A 19173-nucleotide genomic window follows, 5' to 3' on the forward strand; every position below is an offset into this window, starting at 1 on the left:
GACGTTCCGGCTGTGACTGTTATTCGAACCGGTCGATGATGCTGATGCCACTTTCCTGGAAACGGTCCATGGCGGGAAGGGCGGTGATGGCATCGGAAAGGGTGATGTGGCGGCCGATCAGTTTTTCAGGCGCGAGCTTACCGCTCTCGATCATCGTCAGCATGTCTTCGTAGCGCCATGCCTGCATGCCGTGGCTGCCGTAAATCTCCAGCTCGTGGGCAATCACCCGGGCCATGGGGATGGCTGGCATGGCGTGATCGGCCAGCATCAGCCCTACCTGAACGTGGCGCCCGCGCCGGCGCAGGTTGCTGATGGAATTGCAGCAGGTCTGCGGGTGGCCAAGCGCGTCGATAGAGACATGCGCGCCGCCGCCGGTCACTTCGCGCACCGCCTCCGTAACATCGGCAACCGAGCGGCTGTTGATGGTGGCGGTTGCGCCGAGTTGGCGGGCAAGTTCGAGCTTGTCTTCCGCAATGTCGATGGCGACGACCTGAGCGCCGAGGCCTGCGCCAATCATGATGGCGGAGAGGCCGACGCCGCCGCAGCCATGTACCGCCAGCCACTCGCCGCCTTTCAGGCGAGCCTGGTCCGTCACAGCCCGGAAGGACGTGGCGAAACGGCAGCCGAGACCGGCGGCAGTGGCGTAGCTCATCGTATCAGGCAGATGAACAAGGTTCTGGTCCGCGTAATCGATGGCGACATATTCGGCGAAAGAACCCCAATGGGTGAAGCCGGGCTGGAACTGCGTCTCACACACCTGTTGATTGCCGGAGCGGCATTCATGGCAACGGCCGCAGCCGGAAACGAAGGGAACGGTGACACGGTCGCCTGTCTTGAACCTGGTAACGTTCTTTCCGACGGCAGCGATAACGCCGGCGAATTCGTGGCCAGGGACATGCGGCAGGCGAATATCCGTATCGTGGCCCATCCAGCCATGCCAGTCGCTGCGGCAGAGGCCCGTCGCCTTCACCTCGATGACCACGCCGTCGTCGGTCGGTTCCGGATCAGGCAAGGATGCCACAATCGGGGTCTCGCCGAACAGTTCGTAAAAAAGCGCGCGCATCCTGGCCTCACATCGTCGGTAAGCAGATTTGAATTATACCTGCTCTATCTGCTTCCGACGCTGGAGAAAAGCCATTTAATCTTTGATCACCATAAGATCACCAGCCGCGAATTTAAGCGTTACTTGTTCGCCAAGGGCGGGCGGTGCGGTTCCGGGATCGTTGAACATGTCGAAAGACAAGGTCGAACCGCCGAGATCAAGACGGGTTCGGATGACCGAACCCAGGAACTGGCTTGAGGTGACGATACCGGAAATAGCCACGTCTCCCTTCGCGTCAGCGCCGAGAGCTCCTGCTTCCGGGCGCAAGGCCAGGGTGATTTTTTCACCGTTTGCAACATCGACCGGCTTGTGGAGGGTCACGTTCTGCTCCCCGACACGAATTGTGCTGGTAGAGGAATCGACGACGGTTGCGTCGATCAGGTTCAGCGTGCCGACGAAGGAGGCGACAAACCGGGTCGCGGGTTTGTTGTAGATATCGAAGGGCGAACCGATTTGGTCGGCGCGGCCGGAATTCATGACAACGATACGGTCGGAGATCGACAGGGCCTCTTCCTGATCGTGGGTCACGAAAATTGTGGTGATGCCAAGCTTTCTCTGGATCTGGCGGATTTCTTCGCGCAGCGATACGCGGATCTTGGCATCGAGCGCGGAAAGCGGCTCGTCCAGCAGAAGCACTTCCGGCTTCGGGGCCAATGCGCGGGCAAGCGCCACGCGCTGCTGCTGGCCGCCTGACATCTGGTAGGGGTAACGATCCGCCAGATGCTCCAGATGGATGAGCTGAAGCATTTCCTTCACGCGTGCATCGATTTCGGCTTTCGGCTTGCCGGCGACTTTGAGCCCGAAGGCGACATTTTCGTAGACGTTCATGTTGGGGAACAGCGCATAGGCCTGAAACACCATGCCGATATTGCGCTGGTTCGGTCTGAGCGTCGTCTGGTCCTTACCGTTGATGACGATCGATCCGCCGGTCGGGATTTCGAAACCGGCGATCATGCGCAGCACGGTGGTCTTGCCGCAGCCCGACGGGCCTAGAAAGGAGACGAACTCGCCCTTTTCGATGGCCATGTTGAAATCATGGACGACCTGTACGGAGCCGAAGGATTTCTTGATATTGCTAAGTGTCAAAAAGCTCATGAAAATCTTGTCCTCAGGCCTTGGGAGGCGCGCCCTTCTGGTAGCGTGAAACGAGTTGGATCAACCCAAGGCAACCCCAGGTGATGCCGAAGGAGATCACGGCAAGTGCAGCCGGTTCATAGGCGCGGTTGGCGCCAAGCAGCTGCATATAGGGGCCAAAGGCCGGGCGGTTCAAAAGGGCGGCCATGGTGAATTCACCAATGACGATGGCGAAGGTCAAAAACGCACCTGATAGCACGGCGACCAGAACATTGGGCAGGATGATGCGCGACAGAATAGTCGTCCACCCCGCGCCAAGGCTCTGCGCCGCTTCCGTCAGCGTCGAGACGTCGATGGTCCTCAGACCAGTATCGACGGCGCGGTACATGTAGGGCAAGGCTAGCGTGGCATAACCGAACATCAAAAGCAGGTTGGTGCCGAAGGTCGTGCCGGTCAGCGGAAGCCAGCTGGAGGTGTTGTAAAGCCTGATATAACCGAACACGATGACGATGGCCGGGATGACCAGCGGCAGGAGCGTGATGAATTCGATATAGGGGCGCAGGCCCGGCAGTTTGAGGCGGACCCAATAGGCCGTGGGCACCACCAGCAGCACACCGAAAACGATGGTGAAGAGAGCCATCACCACAGAATAGCTGAAGGTTTCCTGAAAACGCGGGTCGGTGAGCACCTTGCCATAGGCGTCGAAGGAATATTCACCGCGGCGCATTTTCAGCGAGAAGTTGGTCATGCCGATCAGCGGCAGGGCGAAATAGAGCAGGCCGAAGATCAGCGCGCCCCAGGCGAAGAACTTCTTCATTTGAGCCACCTTTCGCTACGGGCGCGCAGCCAGATGTAAAGCGCATTGGCAATGCCGGTGACGACGATCATGCCGAAGGCGAGAGCGTAACCCAGATGCGGATTGCCGAGAACGTCGCCGCGGATCTGCGCGAAAAGCAGAATGGGCACGATGTTGAGCGACGAGCCGGTAAGCGCGATCGCGGTGGCCACCGCACCGAATGCATTGGCAAACAGCAGCGACATGGTGCCAAGCAACGATGGCAGGAGGATGGGGAAGGCCACCATGCGCCAATATTGCACGCCGGTCGCGCCAAGGATTTCCGCAGCTTCGCGCCACTCGCGCTTCAATCCGTCAAGCGCCGGCGTGATGATGAGGATCATCAGCGGAATCTGGAAGAACAGATAGGTGACGGTCAGGCCCCAGAAGGACAGGATGTTGAAGCCGAGGAGTCTCAGATCAATGCCGATCTGCGTCTTCAAAAACACGGTGAGTAGGCCGACCGGGCCGAGTGTGGCGATGAAGGCGAAGGCGAGCGGCACGCCGGCAAATTGCGATGCGACGCCCGAAAATGTCAGGAGTGGTCCGCGAATGCGCTGCGGCAGCCCGCCCAGAACCACGGCGGCGGCGACGGCAAAACCAATCAGGCAGCCAAGAGCCGCCGAGGCGAGGCTGATCTTGATCGAAATCCAGTAGGCCGCGAGGATGGACGAGGTGAAAAGCCCGGCGACGTTTTCCAGCGTCAGGCTGCCATCGGGACGCTGGAACGCACCGACCACGATTTTCATCGTCGGAAAAATCAGAAACAGCAGAACAAAAACAGCAAAAGGTACGACGCCTAACCAATGAAGCGGCAACTTTCTGCCCGCATCGGATGGTCCGCCGGTGTTGGTTGATGGCATGCCTGGTCCCCAAACGCCGTTTTCAAACGGTCTGTCTATAAAGTTCTGTATTATCGCACGTCCGGTAAAAACGGAATCGTCAGACGCACTTTCGATCTTTGTTTTGTGCAATTTCCGGGGGTAAAACCTAGGGAGTTTTACCTGAAATGCTGTCAAAGAAGCACCCCGGCTTTTTGAAAAGCCGGGGTGTATTTTTCAAAGGTTACTTCACGTTCGCGCCGACGACGCTGTCCCAGCCGCCGGTAACGGCGGCCTTGTTGGCGTCGACATCTTCGAGCGTCGGGAAGATTGCCTTTTCATAGGCTGCTGCCGGCGGCAGGCTGTCGATCAGTTCCTGCGGAACCTTGCCGGCCTTGACCATCGCGTTGAAGCGGATCGGGTGGCAATAACCCTTCAGCCAGCCGAGCTGACCGTCGTCGGAATAAAGATGTTCCATCCAGAGCTTGGCAGCGTTCGGATGCGGGGCGTAAGCGGAAATGCCCTGAACGTAAACGCCAGCCAGAACGCCTTTTTCCGGAACCACGACTTCCGTGGGCGGGTTGTCGTTCAGCGTCTTCTTCCAGGAGAGCGCGTTATAGTCCCAGGCGACGATGATCGGGGTAGCACCCTGTGCCAGCGTGCCGGCCTTGCCGATGACTGGCAGGAAGTTGCCAGCCTTGTTGAGCTCGGCGAAATATTTCAGGCCTGCCTCACCGGCTTCCTTGCCGGACTTCGCACCGCTGGCAAGACCGGCGGCGAGAACGCCGAGGATAGCCTGGTTGGAAGCGCGCGGATCGCCGGCAAGCGCTACCTGACCGGAATATTCCGGCTTCTGCAGGTCGGCCCAATCCTTCGGCACGTTCTTGACGAGGTCCTTGTTCACGAAGAAGGACATCACGCCGTAATAGTCGCCGTACCAGTAACCTTCCGGATCCTTGACGTTGTCAGGGATTTCGTCCCAGGTGGAGACCTTGTAAGGCTGCAGCAGGCCTTCGGCCTTCATCTGCGGGCCGAAAGCGAGACCGACGTCGACAACGTCAGGAGCCTGCGGGCCCTTGTTGTCCTTGTTCGCCTTTACCGCTTCAACTTCATCGGCAGAGCCGGCGTCGGGGTTGAGTTCGTTGACGGTGATTTCCGGATATTTCGCCTTGAAAGCGGCGATGACGTCGCCGTAACCACACCAGTCGTGCGGCAGCGCGACGGTGGTCAGCATGCCTTCCTTCTTGGCGGCAGCGATCAGTTCGGCGCTTGGCGCAGCGGCAGCGATCGCGGTGGAGGCCATTACCAGAGCGGTGGTGGCAGCAAGCAGTCGACGGCAATGAGAGATCACTTTTTTCTCCTCTTCGTGTTCTCGTATTACGGACGCTGATACGGATTCTGGATGAAGCTAATGTGACGGCTGGATTGCAATTTATTTATCCGGATTCCGTCACTTTACGCCCATTTTCCGCCATCACCCGGCTTTGTGCCTGCAATCGCGGGGTAATCCCATCATCATTCGTGTTGGACAGATATGTTCCCCAGCTTGTTTTTATCCCGCTTTATCGCGCTGGTAGCGATTTCAGGTATCCAATCAGCCGGCGGTTTCCGCGTCAAGCACTGTGCCGGCTACTAATGTTCATGTCCGGTCCGGTCTGCGGAACAGACGCGTCTGCTCGAACAGGCCTTCCAGCGCGTTCATGCGCTCCTTGGTTTCATCCCAGGTGCTGCTCTGCACCGCTTCGATCAGCGCTTCGACGACAAACAATGTAACGACCGATGAATCCCATGCCGAGGGGGCTTCGATCTTCACACGGAAGGTGTGCAGCGCGTGGCGCGCCACCGGCGATGTCCATTGATCCGTGAAAAGAATGATCTGTACGCCGTTTGCCTTCGCCACCTCGGCAAGCGTCGTCATGTCGTGCTCATAGCGGCGGATGTCGAAGATTACCAGCACATCGCCGGCGCTCATATTCAACATATATTGAGGCCAGGCGCTGGAGTTGGACGACATCAGCGTCGTCTTCGGCCGGATCACCTGCATATGCGTGAAAAAATATTCGGCAATCGCGCCGGTGATGCGCCCGCCGACGAAATAGATGCTGCGTTTGCGGTCCGAGAGCAGCCTTGCGGCATTGTCGAAGACCGCGGTGTCGAGATCGCTCAAAGTGTCGCGCAGATTGCCCGTTATGGCGTCGGCGAAACGGTTGAGAATATGCAGACCCGGCGCATTGGTTGCCCAGCGGTCATGTTTGGCAACCGGGCCGGAGATCGTCGCTTCCAGTTCCTGGTGCAGATGGGCCTGAAACTCCGGGTAACCTTTGTATCCGAGCTTCTGCACCATGCGCGCCACCGTCGGCGTCGAAACACCGGCATTTTCGGCAATCGTGGTGATGCTGCCGAGACCCGAGACGGGGTAGTTGCCGAGAAGGCTCTCCGCCAGCCGTTTTTCCGAACGGGTTAGCGCGTCATAGTGGGCATGGATGACATCCGACACGGTGGCCGTCGTACTGCGCAAATCTTTCCCCTTCCGGTCTTTTTGCCGGTGTATTGGCGAATATAAGCATCTGTGCCAGCTATCGAGTCAATGGGGAAAATGAAGAGAAAATTTCAAAATTCCATTTGACACTCGCGATAATGTGAAGAATTCTTTTCGTCATCGGCGGAATGGCAGGTTTCGGGGCGGGATGCGTGCATGACGGTGCGTTCACGGTTTTTCACGGAAGCGGAAGGACAGGCTGTCGGCGTCGAGAACGCCGCAGCGAAGGGCGACGTCGTTCTCGTCTGCGAACATGCTTCAGCCACCATCCCGGAAAAACTCGGTACGCTCGGTCTTTCGCCGGACGTGCTTTCGAGCCATGCGGCCTGGGATCCGGGCGCCTTGGCGGTTGCGAGGCTGCTTTCGCAGAAGCTTGATGCCACGCTCGTCCATCAGCGGTTTTCGCGCCTGGTCTATGATTGCAACCGGCCGCCGGAATCGCCTTCTGCCATGCCGGTCAAAAGCGAGATTTACAATATTCCCGGCAATCTCGATCTGAGCGAGGCGGAGCGGTTTGCCCGTACCTCTGCGCTTTACGTGCCGTTTCACGACCGTGTCAGTGAGATTATTGCCGAGCGGCAGGACCGCGGCCGCAAGGTGGTAGTGGTGACCATTCACAGTTTCACGCCGGTCTATCACGGTCAGTTCCGTGAAGTGCAGATCGGCATCCTGCACGATACTGACAGCCGGCTGGCCGATGCGATGCTGATGGGCGCCGAGGGTTCTGCGCTGACGGTAAAGCGCAACGATCCCTACGGTCCGGAAGACGGTGTAACGCATACATTACGGCTGCACGCGCTGCCGGACGGACTTTTGAACGTCATGATCGAGATCCGCAACGATCTGATCGCCAATGAAGGAGACCAATCGGCAATTGCCGATTTTCTCCACGAGCTTATGGGGAAGGCGCTCTCATCAATCGATGAGTGAGGGAGCAATGGGGCGGCTTATGGTGAAAACACCGCGGCCGACCGTCAATGAGACTGCCGCAATCGACAAAAGCCGGAACGGCATGAAGCGGCAAGGGAACAGCAGATGCGTGCGGCGCAGTGCGGGAAACCTCCCGGGCGATGCCGGAAACTGGGGGCACAATCGGCCAATAACGGCTGGCTGGCTTTTTTTTCTATTAAGGAGAGAAGGGCATGGACGGTTCATCATCAGGCGTCAGCTACAAGAAGGCTGATGCATCCTATTTCGAAAAACGTGGACTATCCCGATACGCGGGCGTGTGGTCGCTGTGGTCGCTTGGCGTCGGCGCGGTTATATCAGGGCATTTTTCCGGATGGAATTTCGGCTTTTCCACCGGCGGCTGGGGCGGCATGCTGGTGGCGGGCATCATCATTGCCATCATGTATCTCGGGCTGACATTCTCGATTGCGGAAATGAGCCCGGCGCTGCCGCACACGGGTGCCGCCTATTCCTTCGCCCGCACGGCCATGGGCCCGTGGGGCGGTTTCGTCACCGGACTTTGCGAGAATGTCGAATATGTGCTGACGCCGGCGGTCGTCGTTACCTTTATCACCGCCTATGTGAACTCCATTCTCGGCCTCGATCCGGCCTATTCACCCTTCGTGTGGATAGCCTTCTACGCGATCTTCCTTGCTCTCAACGTCTTCGGACTTGAGCTTTCCTTCAAGGTCACCCTTGTCATCACGCTGATTTCACTCGGCGTTCTGGTGTTCTTCTGGGTCAGCGCCATTCCGAACATGGATTTTTCGCGTTACGCGCTTAATATCGGTGTCGGACCCGATGGCAAGGCTGTCGAGCTGCCGGAAGGCAACGGTTCCTTCTTCCCATTCGGTTTTTCGGGCGTTCTTGCCACGCTGCCTTTTGCGGTCTGGCTGTTCCTCGCCATCGAGCAGCTGCCGCTGGCGGCTGAAGAATCCGTTGATCCGAAACGCGATATGCCCAAGGGTATCATTCTCGGTGTCATCACGCTGATGGTTTCGGCCTTCATGATCGTGCTGCTGAACCCGTCACTACCCGGCGTCGGCGCCTTTCATCTCAGCTCGTCGCTTGAACCGTTGCTGGATGGCTTCAAGGCGATCTACGGCGATGGCGGCGTGGTGCTGCTTGGTCTCGTGGCGCTGACCGGCCTGATTGCCAGCTTCCATACGATCCTCTATGCGCAGGGCCGCCAGATCTATTCGCTGTCGCGTGCGGGTTACTTCCCGACAGTGCTGTCAATCACTCATTCGAAATACCGGACGCCATACGTTGCCAATATTGCCGGCGCGCTCGTCGGCCTTGCGGTCATGCTCGTCATCTGGTTCTCGCTGGGTGCGGAACAGGGCGGCAGCATCATCGGCAGCGTGCTTTTGAACATGGCCGTGTTCGGTGCGATGTTCTCCTACATCCTGCAGGCGATTTCCTTCATCCTGCTCAGGAAAAATCTGCCGCATATCGAGCGGCCGTTCCGCTCGCCCTTCGGCATTCCGGGCGCGGTGTTGACAATCATCATCGCCATCGTGACGCTGCTCTATCAGATCCAGGATCCGAACTTCACCAAGGGTGTGCTGTGGGTAGCCGTATGGTTTGCGGTTGCCATTGCCTACTTCGCCTTTGTCGGACGCCATCGCCTCATCCTGTCGCCGGAAGAGGAGTTCGCGCTGGAGCACAAGCAGGCTGCCATGGCAGCGGCGGCTGCAAAGGCCTGATGCTCGAACTGACGGGCGGCCGCATACCGGCCGCCTGCTCGCCACATGAAAAGGGATGGACAAAATGACGAGCTATACATTCGACGCGCTGAAGATGGATGTGGCCGAAGGGCGCATCGACACGGTTCTGGCCTGCCTTGTCGACATGCAGGGGCGTCTGATGGGCAAACGGTTCCAGGCGGAGTTTTTCGTTGAAAGCGCCTTTGAGGAAACCCATAGCTGCAACTATGTGCTTGCCACCGACATGGAGATGGAAACCGTTCCCGGTTACAAATCCTCAAGCTGGGAAAAGGGCTATGGCGACTATACGCTGAAGCCCGACCTTTCGACGCTGCGGAAGGTGCCGTGGCTGGAAGGTACGGCGCTGGTTCTGTGCGATGTGCTCGATCACCACACCCATGAAGAAGTGCCGCATTCGCCGCGCGCGCTGCTGAAAAAGCAGGTGGCGCGGCTGGAGGCGATGGGGCTGAAGGCCTATATGGCCACCGAGCTCGAATTTTTCCTGTTCGACCAGACCTTCGATGCGGCACGCGCCAGCGGCTACAGGGACCTGAACCTCGCCAGCGGCTACAACGAAGACTATCATATCTTCCAGACGACCAAGGAAGAGGACGTCATGCGGGCGCTGCGCAAGGGCCTGCAGGGTGCGGGAATTCCGGTCGAGAATTCCAAGGGCGAGGCGTCTCCCGGTCAGGCGGAAATCAATGTGCGTTATGCCGAGGCGCTGACCATGGCCGACCGGCACGCCATCATCAAAAACGCCACCAAGGAGATCGCCTGGTCGAAGGGTAAGGCGGTGACGTTCCTTGCCAAGTGGAACTACAATGCCGCTGGCAGTTCCTCGCATATCCACCAGTCGCTGTGGAGCCTGGATGGCAAGCCGGCTTTCCTCGACAAGGATGGCGAACACGGCATGTCGGATGTGATGCGGCATTATGTTGCCGGGCTTCTGGCGCATGCCAGCGACATCACCTATTTCCTGGCGCCCTATATCAATTCCTACAAGCGGTTCATGGCTGGCACCTTTGCGCCGACCAAGGCGATATGGAGCCTCGACAACCGCACGGCAGGATACCGCCTTTGCGGCGCGGAAACCAAGGGCATCCGTATCGAGTGTCGTGTCGGCGGGTCGGATCTCAATCCCTATCTCGCCATGGCCGCTCTTCTTGCGGCGGGCATTGACGGCATTGAAAATAAACTCGAACTTGAGCCCGCTTTTGTCGGTGACGCCTATGGCGGGAAGGACGTGCGCGAGATACCCAAGACATTGCGCGACGCGACCGCCTTCCTGGACGGATCGAAAATGCTGCGTGAGGCCTTTGGCGACGACGTGGTCGATCACTATGTGCATGCCGCAAGGTGGGAGCAGGAAGAATACGACCGCCGCGTGACCGACTGGGAAGTGGCGCGCGGTTTCGAGAGAGCCTAATCATTACGGGAAAACATCATGACCATGATCCAGAATATCTCGCCCATCGACGGCTCGGTTTATGCCGAGCGGGAGGCGATGTCGCTGGAATCGGCGCGCGCCGCCGTTTCGAAAGCGCGCAAGGCGCAGAAGGACTGGGCGCGACGTCCGCTTGAGGACCGCGTTCAGCTGGTTCTCAAAGGTGTGGCGCGCCTTAACGAAATGGTGGCCGAGGTGGTGCCGGAACTGGCGCATATGATGGGTCGCCCGGTTCGTTATGGCGGCGAGTTCAAGGGCTTCAACGAGCGCTCCAATTATGTCGCCTCCATTGCGGCGGATGCGCTGGCGCCGCTCGTCATCGAGGAAAGCGGCAATTTCGAACGCCGCATCGAGCGCGAAGCACATGGCGTGGTCTTCGTCATCGCGCCGTGGAACTATCCTTACATGACGGCGATCAATACCGTTGCCCCGGCTCTGATGGCCGGCAACACAGTCGTCATCAAACATGCGGCGCAAACGCTTCTCGTCGGCGAGCGGATGGTGCGGGCTTTCGTCGAGGCGGGCGTGCCTGACGACGTCTTCATCAATGTCTTCCTCGATCACGGCACGACCTCGGCGCTGATCTCCGAAGGCCTGTTCAATTTCGTCAACTTCACCGGTTCGGTGGAAGGCGGCCGAGTCATTGAGCGCGCTGCTGCCGGCACCTTCACCGGTCTCGGGCTTGAACTCGGCGGCAAGGACCCCGGCTATGTGATGGAGGATGCTGATCTCGACGCTGCCGTCGATACGCTGATGGATGGCGCGACCTATAACTCCGGACAATGCTGCTGCGGCATCGAGCGTATCTACGTCAACGAAAACCTCTATGACGCATTCGTCGAGAAGTCCGTGGCGTGGGTGTCCAACTACAAGCTCGGCAATCCGCTGGAACAGGAAACGACACTCGGGCCGATGGCCAACAAGCGTTTCGCCAAGGTGGTGCGCGCACAGATCGCTGATGCCGTCTCAAAGGGCGCCAAGGCTTTGGTCGATCCCAAGCTTTTCCCTGCCGATGACGGCGAGAGCGCTTACGTCGCTCCGCAAGTGCTCGTCAATGTCGATCATTCCATGGAGTTCATGACCGAAGAAACCTTCGGCCCCGCTCTTGGCATCATGAAGGTGAAGAACGACGACGAGGCCATCGCCCTGATGAATGACAGCAAATATGGCCTCACCGCCTCGCTCTGGACGCAGGATGCAGCGCGTGCCGGGCGTATCGGCCGTGAGATCGAAACTGGCACCGTGTTCATGAACCGTGCGGATTATCTCGATCCCGCGCTCTGCTGGACAGGCGTGAAGGAAACGGGCCGTGGCGGCTCGCTCTCCGTTCTCGGTTTCCAGAACCTGACCCGACCGAAATCCTACCATCTGAAGAAAGTCACGAAATGAATATCGTCGCCAACTGGAGCTATCCTACCGCCGTCAAGCTTGGCCGTGGCCGGATCAAGGAACTGGCGGAAGCCTGCAAGACGCTCGGCATCAAGAAGCCGCTTCTCGTCACGGATCGCGGCCTTGCCAATATGGCGATTACCGCGCATGCGCTCGATGTACTGGAAGAGGCTGGGCTCGGCCGGGCGATCTTCGCCGATGTCGATCCGAACCCCAACGAAATCAACATGGAAGCCGGCGTAAAAGCCTATCGCGATGGCGGCCATGACGGCGTCGTCGCCTTCGGCGGTGGTTCCGGCCTCGATCTTGGCAAGACCATCGCATTCATGGCCGGGCAGACGCGCCCGGTCTGGGATTTCGAGGATATCGGTGACTGGTGGACGCGGGCGGACGCCTCGAAGATTGCGCCCATCGTCGCGGTTCCGACGACGGCGGGCACCGGTTCGGAAGTTGGCCGCGCCAGCGTCATCACCAATTCGCAGACCCATGTGAAGAAGATCATCTTCCATCCTAAGCTTTTGCCCGGCGTCGTCATCTGCGATCCGGAGCTTACTGTCGGCATGCCGAAGGTCATCACGGCAGGCACGGGCATGGACGCCTTTGCCCATTGCCTCGAAGCCTATTCGTCGCCGTTCTTCCATCCGATGAGCGCCGGCGTTGCGCTTGAAGGCCTGCGTCTGGTCAAGGAATTTCTGCCGCGCGCCTATAAGGACGGCACGGATATCGAAGCGCGCACCAATATGATGGCGGCGGCTGCGATGGGGGCGGTTGCCTTCCAGAAGGGTCTCGGCGCCATTCACTCGCTCTCGCATCCGATCGGCGCTGTCTATAACACCCATCACGGCATGACCAATGCGGTCGTGATGCCGGCCGTGCTGCGTTTCAACCGCCCGGCCATCGAAGACAAGATTGCCCGCGCTGCCGCATATCTCGGCATTTCGGGCGGTTTCGATGGTTTCTATGATTATGTGCTGGAGCTTCGCAAGGAACTCGGCGTGCCTGATAACCTGACCGCCATGGGCATTAAGCCTGACCGCATTGACGAACTGGCGGCAGAAGCGATCAAGGATCCGAGCTGCGGCGGCAATCCGGTGCCAATGACGCTGGAGAATACCAGGAAATTGTTTGAGGACTGCTTTTAAAGGGTAGTTATGGCAGCCATGAGATTTTCAGTTTTTTCGCCATTGCTCGCAGTGGCGTTTCTAAGCCTGCCCCTTTTGGCGCAGGCCGCTTCTTTCAAGGAACTTTCCGGTCAGGGTTACAAAGTCGGAGCTCTGTCGAGCAATAAGGCGGGAATCCGGGGATGGAATTTGTCCAGGGGTTCAGACCGCTATTTCTGTGAAATGCGCGCGACTATGGCGTATTCTGGAAAGAACGGCATGGTGTCCTTCACGAGCGCCGGACGCATGATTACGCTTGATCGTGCAACCGTTGAGAAAAGGCTGGGCAGTTCCCTGAACTTGCCGAAGTACGAGGATCTAAAAGCCGGCCGCCTGCGCGCGGACGATGTGGGTTCCTGCCGAAAGCTGGCGTGATCAATCAGATGGCAAAAGCCCGCGATTATCGCGGGCTTTTTGTTGTCCCCACAAACAATCTTAGCCTTTTCTTAACCATGTTCGTTAAGGTTATGGAAAGCACCATGATTGGTTCGGTGCGTGAATGAGCATGAAACAGCTCTGATCATCAGGGGATATCATGCCTGTCATTACTTTTGCCAACACCAAGGGCGGCGCGGGAAAAACAACTGCCGTATTGCTTCTGGCAACCGAACTTGCCCGCAGCGGCCACCGTGTGACGGTTCTGGATGCCGATCCGCAATTGTGGATTTCCCGCTGGCGCGAATTATCAGGCGAGATCGAAAATCTCTCGGTAATTTCGCATGTGACGATGGCGTCTCTCGAGGGGCATATCCGCGAAAACAGTGCCAATACCGACTGTTTCATCATCGATCTGCCGGGAGCGAAAAACCCGCTTCTGACCATGGCGCTTGGTATTTCCGATCATGTGCTGATACCGGTGCAGGGCTGCGCCATGGATGCGCGTGGGGCTGCCGAGGTTCTTGACCATATCGAGTTCCTGAACCGCAAGATGGGCAAGGCGATCGCCCACTCCATCGTGCTGACGCGGGTCAATGCCATGGTGGCGACCCGCTCGCTGCTGCTTGTCAAAATGCTGCTGGCCGAGAAGAACGTTTCGGTTCTGAATACGCCGATTGTCGAAAGAGCGGCTTATCGCGATATCTTCGATTATGGCGGAACGCTTCTCTGTCTCGACAAGGACAAGGTCAGCAATATCGACAAGGCGGTGGAGAATGCGAAAGCATTCGCGAGCGAGTTGCTATGCCTTTTGCCGAAACCCCTGTCGCGGTTGGGCACCCAACCCGCGCGCTTTTTCACCCGCAAGGCGGCTTGAAAACACTGCCAATGCCCGGACTGCTGGAGGTGCGGGCATTATTTTTGCTTGATTTGGAAATGATCATTTCCTATATTGCGATCATGACCGATACCACCCACACCAATTCCCCGGAACAACGCCATCGCGGCAGGCCGCGCGAGTTCGATATCGACCGCGCGCTTGATGGAGCAATCCGTGTTTTTTCTAGGCGCGGGTATCACGCCACCTCTGTCGGTGATCTTACAGATGCGATGGAACTGGCGCAGGGCAGTCTCTACAAGGCTTTCAAGGACAAGAAATCCATCTTCATCGCGACGATGGAGCGCTACAGGACCTTGCAGACGGAGCGGTTTGAAGCCGCCGTTGCCGGTTATGATACCGGTTACGAGCGTTTGCGAGCCGGCCTGATGTTTTATGCGGAACGGTCGCACGGTGCCACCGGTTCGGATGGATGCCTCGTGGTTGGCGCCGCCGCCGATCTAGCCGCACTGGACGACGATATCGCTGTCGTGGTCGAGCGGGCGGTGAAGGCGAGGGAGCGGATCGTTGCCCGGCTTGTGGCTGAGGGGCAGAGGGACGGTTCAGTGCAGTCGAAGACTGATCCCGATGATCTCGCCAGAGCGATGTTGTGCATGATGTACGGCATGCGGGTGGTGGGAAAGACCGGGCGCAGTTTGGAAGAGATGACGGCCGTGGTGGATATCGCCCTGAAACTTGCCGACTAATTTTGTGGCTATTTAGGAAACATTCGTTTCCATATTGGAGAAAATGATGACGACGCGTGTAGTTGAAGGGGAGGATGTTTACGAAACATCCATTTCCCCGGCCCTGACTTTTCTACTGGCTACCGCCTGCGGACTGATTGCGGCTAATCTTTATTATGGCCAGCCCCTTGCCGGCATCATCGGGGCGGAGCTTGGCCTGTCTGCCGGCGCAACCGGTCTGATCGTGACCCTGACGCAGATCGGTTACGGCGTCGGCCTGCTTTTCGTGGTGCCGCTAGGCGATCTGGTCGAGAATCGCAGGCTGGTCGTCAGCACCGTTTCGATGGCGGTGCTTGCGCTCCTCGCGGCGGCTTTCGCTCCGCATGCGGCGCCTTTTCTGATTGCCGCCTTTCTGGTGGGTATCAGTTCGGTCGCGGTGCAGGTTATCGTTCCCTATGCGGCGCACATGGCGCCGCACGCTGTTCGAGGGCGGGTGGTCGGCAATGTCATGAGCGGATTGATGGCGGGTATCATGCTGGCGCGCCCGGTCTCCAGCCTCCTGTCGGAAGTGGTCTCCTGGCGCGGCGTGTTCCTGACTTCGGCTGGCGTCATGGCAATTCTCGCCGTTGTGCTCTATCGCCTTTTGCCCGTTCGTGTGCCTGAGGCAAGGCTGGGTTATGGGGCGTTGATGGCCTCCATGGGCAGGCTTGCCGCCCATACGCCTATCCTGCGGCGGCGGGCGATCTATCACGCCTTCCTGTTTGCGGCCTTCAGCCTGTTCTGGACGACGACGCCGCTTTATCTGAGCGGGCCGCATTTCAATCTCAGCCAGGGCCAGATTGCGCTGTTTGCCCTTGCCGGTGCAGCAGGCACCGTCGCCGCGCCGATTGCGGGGCGCATGGCTGACCGGGGCTGGACCTATGCCGCTACTTTTGCCGCGATGGTGGCAGCGGCGCTGTCATTCGCCGTCACGCATCTTGCACCCGAAGGATCGCATCTGGCACTTGGCATTCTCGTGGTCGCCGCCATCGTTCTCGATTTCGGCGTCACCACCAATCTGGTGCTCGGTCAGCGCGCCATCTTCACGCTCGGCGCCGAATTCCGCAGCCGTCTGAACGGCGTCTACATGGCGACATTTTTCATGGGCGGTGCGATTGGCTCTGCCGTCGGCGGCTGGGCCTATTCCGTCGGGGAATGGGGTGCTGCGTCCTGGGTCGGCTTTGCTTTACCAGCGGCGGCGCTGCTTTACTTCCTGACTGAAAAGCGCGGATAACATTCATCAACGAAAAAGCCCGGCGGAATGGCATCCGCCGGGCTTTTGCAATTCGTCTTCGCGGTCAATCCTATTCCGCGAACTCAACCACGACGCCGGGTCGGACCATTTTTGCCAGCTCCGTCGCATCCCAGTTGGTGAGGCGGATACAGCCGTGGCTGTTGGTCTTGCCGATCTTCGAGGGTTCCGGCGTGCCGTGGATACCGTAGGTCGGTTTGGAAAGGGCAATCCAGACTGTGCCGACAGGGCCGTTTGGACCGGGCGGAATTTGCAGGATCTTGTCGTTCTGGCCCTGCCTGAAGTTGATCTTCGGATTGTAAGTGTAACCCGGATTAAGCGCGACGCGCTCGACGGTGTGTGTGCCGCTTGGCGAAGGCGTGTCCGTAGAACCGATGGTGGCGGGATAGGCGGCGATCAGAGCACCATCCTCTCCATAAGCGAAGACCTGCTTGATTCCCTTATGCGCGACGATGCGGGCCACCTGTCCCTTTTTCGGTTCCCCCGGATTGACGACCTTGATGATGGTGCCGGGCACGGAAAAATCGATGCCGGGGTTCAGTTCTTTCAGATAGGTCTCGTCCATGTGGAAGCGTTCGGCCAACGCCTCCGACGTGGAGGTGAAGGAGAGGGCGGGTAGCTGCGACTTCTCCGCATAGTCATCCGGAATGGAAGCGACATAGGGGCCGGCTGCATCGGCTGCGGTGATCGTATAATCGACGATCGGCATGCCGCCGGAGGCGCGCAGACGCTCGAGAATGTCCTCGGAATTGTTCGGGTCGAGCTTTTCGCCGGTCATGTCCTGCCAGGCGGCAATCGCCTTGTTGACGTTGTCGCCCATCTTGCCATCGATCACGCCGGGCGAGATGCCTTCGCGGTCGAGGAAGGTCTGAAGTGCCACGATCTCCTGGCGAGACCTGTTGACCGGTGTGGTGACGGGCGTGTGGCGCTCGATCAGGTGCTGCGGCTGCGGAACGGCAGCCGTGGTGCTTTCTTCGGGCATCGGCTGGTTGAGCGGCGCGCTTTCGACAGCGCCCGGGCCGGGAACCGAGCCGGTATAGACATCATCGCCGGAACCATTGCCGCGATATTCGCGGTAATCGCGCACGCTTCTATTATCCTGATAACCGTAATCGCGCTGCGGCTCACGATATTCACCGCCGGGGGCGGGGGGGTAATAGGTTGTGTCGCGCTGCTGTACCTGTTGCCGCTGCTGATAGCCTGACGGCATTTCAGTGGCCAGCAGGTTGCCGTACCGGTCATAAAATACCGTGCGGCCCATATTGTCGCGACTGATGACGATGTCGCCACGTTGGGGCACGAAATCGAGAACACGGCCATCCGGCGTCACCAGAACCGGCTGTTCCTGATAGCCATAACGCTGCTGCGCGCCAGCCTGTAGAGGCGCGCAAACCGCCGCCAAGGCAATCGCCAGACCCAGAGCTGCGTTAACAAACTGTTTCACGATTCTGCTATCCCTTACTTCGTTCACCGATAAACACACCGTAATCTTGACCCTATTGTGAAAAAGGTGAATTCACGGTTAAAGCAATCTTAATTTACGTCACGGTTAGTAGCGTTTCCGTGATTATTGCGCTTTTACTGCCACAGGGAGGTTGTCTTGCGTTCGTTTCAGGCCGGCAAATCGCCACGCATTTTCCTCGATGAAACCTCCGTTTTCGATATTGGCGCCTGTGTTGTCGATGGTATCGACATCGCGCCCGGCCGTGCCATTCCAGATGATGGCGATCCGCGCATTGACCATTCGCTGGAAGGCTTTCTGTTCACCTGCGGTCCCGATCATATCCGCCATCCCGAACCGATCGGCGGTGAGGGCGAGGGGCGTCGATATCCGTTGCATGGGTCCTTCTCCGCGCATCCCGCCAAGATAGTTGCCTTCGACGTTCATGAGTCCAATGCATTGGCGCGTGCCGAGGTTCCCGTGAACCTTGCCGATGGCGGCACGGCCCTTCTCGAGCGGACATGGCGCATCGATGGCGAAAGCGGAGAAGTGAGCCTCGATGACCGGATCGTCAATACGAGTTCGCGGCCGATCCCGGTCTTTCTGATGCACCACATGAATGTTGGCGCGCGGTTGTTTGACGAGGACGTTCGGCTAGAAGGTGCCATGCTCGATGGCGGTGGTCATGGCTGGCGCTTTGGCGAGGAGCCGGGCACGGTGTTCTGTGTTCCCGCCGGTCAGGACGAATGGGCGGAACTTGCGCTCGGTCCGATTGCTACAATTGGTGGCAAGACGCTGAAAGTACGTTTCGGCACGGAGACGTTGCCCTATCTGCAGATGTGGCGGAACCAGAAGGATCCGGCCAATGTGCTTGGCATCGAACCGGTTTCGCACCGCTGGGTGGGGCGCGGCGAGCTTGAGGCCGCCGGCGAGTTCAATATGCTGCAGCCGGGCGAAAGCCGCTCCTATGGTCTTCGCTTTTCCATCCTCTGAATAGGGGACTGAATGGCGTACCGAATGAAGGCGCCGCATCATTGACGCAAGGGTTTTGAGCCCTTACATCGGATGCGGATTTCAGACAGTGGCGACAGCGTGCCAGCGGCGCCAAGGCGCCGGTTTAAGCGGAGGCATTATTATGGATATCAGGCGCATAGACGACGAATATTCGGTCACGGGACAGATCAGCGTTGCCGATCTCGACGAGGTCAAGGCACTCGGCTTCAAGTCGATCGTCTGCCACCGCCCGGATGGCGAAGAAGAAGGCCAGCCGCTTTTCGCCGATATTGCCGAGCGTGCCGAACAGCTTGGCCTGACCATCGTGCATGTACCGGTTGGCCGCTACGGCGTCGATGCGGATGCGGTTACCGGCATGGTGGATGCGCTTGACGAATTGCAGCGCCCGATGCTCGGCTATTGCCGTTCCGGCGCGCGCTCGACCGCGATCTACGAAAAGACCCACCACCTGCGCGGCTGATTTTC

At 58.7% G+C, this 19173-nt stretch carries 18 protein-coding genes; 11 read left to right on the top strand and 7 right to left on the bottom strand.

The window, feature by feature from the left end; translation table 11 throughout:
* Nucleotides 1-19: 19 nt before the first annotated feature.
* The 6 genes from FB593_RS14110 to FB593_RS14140 form a co-directional block, all read right to left on the bottom strand.
* The gene (locus tag FB593_RS14110) at nt 20-1063 is read right to left on the bottom strand and encodes a zinc-dependent alcohol dehydrogenase family protein (protein ID WP_145166689.1); all 1044 of its coding nucleotides are present in this window, start codon (nt 1061-1063) and stop codon (nt 20-22) included.
* Nucleotides 1064-1138: 75 nt separating this feature from the next.
* Nucleotides 1139-2197 (bottom strand): ABC transporter ATP-binding protein, encoded by a 1059-nt coding sequence (locus FB593_RS14115; protein WP_003513332.1) that lies wholly within the window; start codon nt 2195-2197, stop codon nt 1139-1141.
* 13 nt (nt 2198-2210) lie between these two features.
* Nucleotides 2211-2993 (bottom strand): ABC transporter permease, encoded by a 783-nt coding sequence (locus FB593_RS14120; protein WP_003513330.1) that lies wholly within the window; start codon nt 2991-2993, stop codon nt 2211-2213.
* Complete coding sequence (locus FB593_RS14125) at nt 2990-3874, bottom strand: ABC transporter permease (RefSeq protein ID WP_003513327.1); 885 nt, start codon at nt 3872-3874, stop codon at nt 2990-2992. The genes FB593_RS14120 and FB593_RS14125 overlap by 4 nt, the downstream gene beginning before the upstream one ends.
* A gap of 202 nt (nt 3875-4076) precedes the next feature.
* The gene (locus tag FB593_RS14130; RefSeq protein ID WP_003513325.1) at nt 4077-5183 is read right to left on the bottom strand and encodes an ABC transporter substrate-binding protein; all 1107 of its coding nucleotides are present in this window, start codon (nt 5181-5183) and stop codon (nt 4077-4079) included.
* Between the two features lie 288 nt (nt 5184-5471).
* Entirely contained in the window at nt 5472-6350 is an 879-nt protein-coding gene (locus FB593_RS14140) for a MurR/RpiR family transcriptional regulator (protein WP_003513323.1), read from the bottom strand.
* A gap of 177 nt (nt 6351-6527) precedes the next feature.
* Between FB593_RS14140 and FB593_RS14145 the strand changes: the two genes are divergently transcribed.
* From FB593_RS14145 to FB593_RS14185, 9 genes are all read left to right on the top strand, one after another.
* Nucleotides 6528-7301 carry an N-formylglutamate amidohydrolase gene (locus FB593_RS14145; RefSeq protein WP_145166690.1) on the top strand — a complete coding sequence of 258 codons (774 nt, stop codon included), beginning with the start codon at nt 6528-6530 and terminating at the stop codon, nt 7299-7301.
* 212 nt (nt 7302-7513) lie between these two features.
* Entirely contained in the window at nt 7514-9028 is a 1515-nt protein-coding gene (locus FB593_RS14150; protein WP_003513319.1) for an amino acid permease, read from the top strand.
* A gap of 64 nt (nt 9029-9092) precedes the next feature.
* Nucleotides 9093-10457, top strand: coding sequence for a glutamine synthetase family protein (locus tag FB593_RS14155; RefSeq protein ID WP_013636540.1), 1365 nt, complete (start codon nt 9093-9095; stop codon nt 10455-10457).
* A gap of 18 nt (nt 10458-10475) precedes the next feature.
* Nucleotides 10476-11864, top strand: a complete 1389-nt coding sequence (locus FB593_RS14160) for an aldehyde dehydrogenase family protein (protein WP_145166691.1) — start codon at nt 10476-10478, stop codon at nt 11862-11864.
* The gene (locus FB593_RS14165; RefSeq protein ID WP_003513312.1) at nt 11861-13006 is read left to right on the top strand and encodes an iron-containing alcohol dehydrogenase; all 1146 of its coding nucleotides are present in this window, start codon (nt 11861-11863) and stop codon (nt 13004-13006) included. The genes FB593_RS14160 and FB593_RS14165 overlap by 4 nt, the downstream gene beginning before the upstream one ends.
* A 9-nt stretch (nt 13007-13015) precedes the next feature.
* Nucleotides 13016-13399, top strand: a complete 384-nt coding sequence (locus tag FB593_RS14170; RefSeq protein WP_145166692.1) for a hypothetical protein — start codon at nt 13016-13018, stop codon at nt 13397-13399.
* A gap of 160 nt (nt 13400-13559) precedes the next feature.
* Entirely contained in the window at nt 13560-14276 is a 717-nt protein-coding gene (locus FB593_RS14175) for a ParA family protein (RefSeq protein ID WP_145166693.1), read from the top strand.
* Between the two features lie 59 nt (nt 14277-14335).
* Nucleotides 14336-14983: a TetR/AcrR family transcriptional regulator gene (locus FB593_RS14180; RefSeq protein WP_210246037.1), complete on the top strand. Its 648-nt coding sequence runs from the start codon at nt 14336-14338 to the stop codon at nt 14981-14983.
* A 46-nt stretch (nt 14984-15029) separates the two neighbouring features.
* Nucleotides 15030-16235 (top strand): MFS transporter, encoded by a 1206-nt coding sequence (locus tag FB593_RS14185; RefSeq protein WP_019565262.1) that lies wholly within the window; start codon nt 15030-15032, stop codon nt 16233-16235.
* A gap of 70 nt (nt 16236-16305) precedes the next feature.
* On the opposite strand, the gene FB593_RS14190 is transcribed toward FB593_RS14185, so the two are convergent.
* Nucleotides 16306-17697: a L,D-transpeptidase family protein gene (locus tag FB593_RS14190; protein WP_065702338.1), complete on the bottom strand. Its 1392-nt coding sequence runs from the start codon at nt 17695-17697 to the stop codon at nt 16306-16308.
* Nucleotides 17698-17853: 156 nt separating this feature from the next.
* Between FB593_RS14190 and FB593_RS14195 the strand changes: the two genes are divergently transcribed.
* Entirely contained in the window at nt 17854-18687 is an 834-nt protein-coding gene (locus tag FB593_RS14195) for an aldose 1-epimerase family protein (protein ID WP_145166695.1), read from the top strand.
* Nucleotides 18688-18829: 142 nt separating this feature from the next.
* Nucleotides 18830-19168 (top strand): TIGR01244 family sulfur transferase, encoded by a 339-nt coding sequence (locus tag FB593_RS14200; protein WP_003513297.1) that lies wholly within the window; start codon nt 18830-18832, stop codon nt 19166-19168.
* The last annotated feature ends 5 nt before the right edge of the window (nt 19169-19173 follow it).

This window comes from Rhizobium sp. SJZ105, from assembly GCF_007828365.1.
In the GTDB taxonomy this organism is placed as follows: Bacteria; Pseudomonadota; Alphaproteobacteria; order Rhizobiales; family Rhizobiaceae; genus Agrobacterium; species Agrobacterium tumefaciens.

Coding starts and splice junctions, on each gene's coding strand:
- FB593_RS14125 (WP_003513327.1), bottom strand. CDS start 3,874: ATGCCATCAACCAACACCGGCGGACCATCCGATGCGGGCAGAAAGTTG.
- FB593_RS14170 (WP_145166692.1), top strand. CDS start 13,016: ATGGCAGCCATGAGATTTTCAGTTTTTTCGCCATTGCTCGCAGTGGCG.
- FB593_RS14200 (WP_003513297.1), top strand. CDS start 18,830: ATGGATATCAGGCGCATAGACGACGAATATTCGGTCACGGGACAGATC.
- FB593_RS14165 (WP_003513312.1), top strand. CDS start 11,861: ATGAATATCGTCGCCAACTGGAGCTATCCTACCGCCGTCAAGCTTGGC.
- FB593_RS14175 (WP_145166693.1), top strand. CDS start 13,560: ATGCCTGTCATTACTTTTGCCAACACCAAGGGCGGCGCGGGAAAAACA.
- FB593_RS14115 (WP_003513332.1), bottom strand. CDS start 2,197: ATGAGCTTTTTGACACTTAGCAATATCAAGAAATCCTTCGGCTCCGTA.
- FB593_RS14155 (WP_013636540.1), top strand. CDS start 9,093: ATGACGAGCTATACATTCGACGCGCTGAAGATGGATGTGGCCGAAGGG.
- FB593_RS14150 (WP_003513319.1), top strand. CDS start 7,514: ATGGACGGTTCATCATCAGGCGTCAGCTACAAGAAGGCTGATGCATCC.
- FB593_RS14110 (WP_145166689.1), bottom strand. CDS start 1,063: ATGCGCGCGCTTTTTTACGAACTGTTCGGCGAGACCCCGATTGTGGCA.
- FB593_RS14145 (WP_145166690.1), top strand. CDS start 6,528: ATGACGGTGCGTTCACGGTTTTTCACGGAAGCGGAAGGACAGGCTGTC.
- FB593_RS14160 (WP_145166691.1), top strand. CDS start 10,476: ATGACCATGATCCAGAATATCTCGCCCATCGACGGCTCGGTTTATGCC.
- FB593_RS14120 (WP_003513330.1), bottom strand. CDS start 2,993: ATGAAGAAGTTCTTCGCCTGGGGCGCGCTGATCTTCGGCCTGCTCTAT.
- FB593_RS14180 (WP_210246037.1), top strand. CDS start 14,336: ATGATCATTTCCTATATTGCGATCATGACCGATACCACCCACACCAAT.
- FB593_RS14185 (WP_019565262.1), top strand. CDS start 15,030: ATGACGACGCGTGTAGTTGAAGGGGAGGATGTTTACGAAACATCCATT.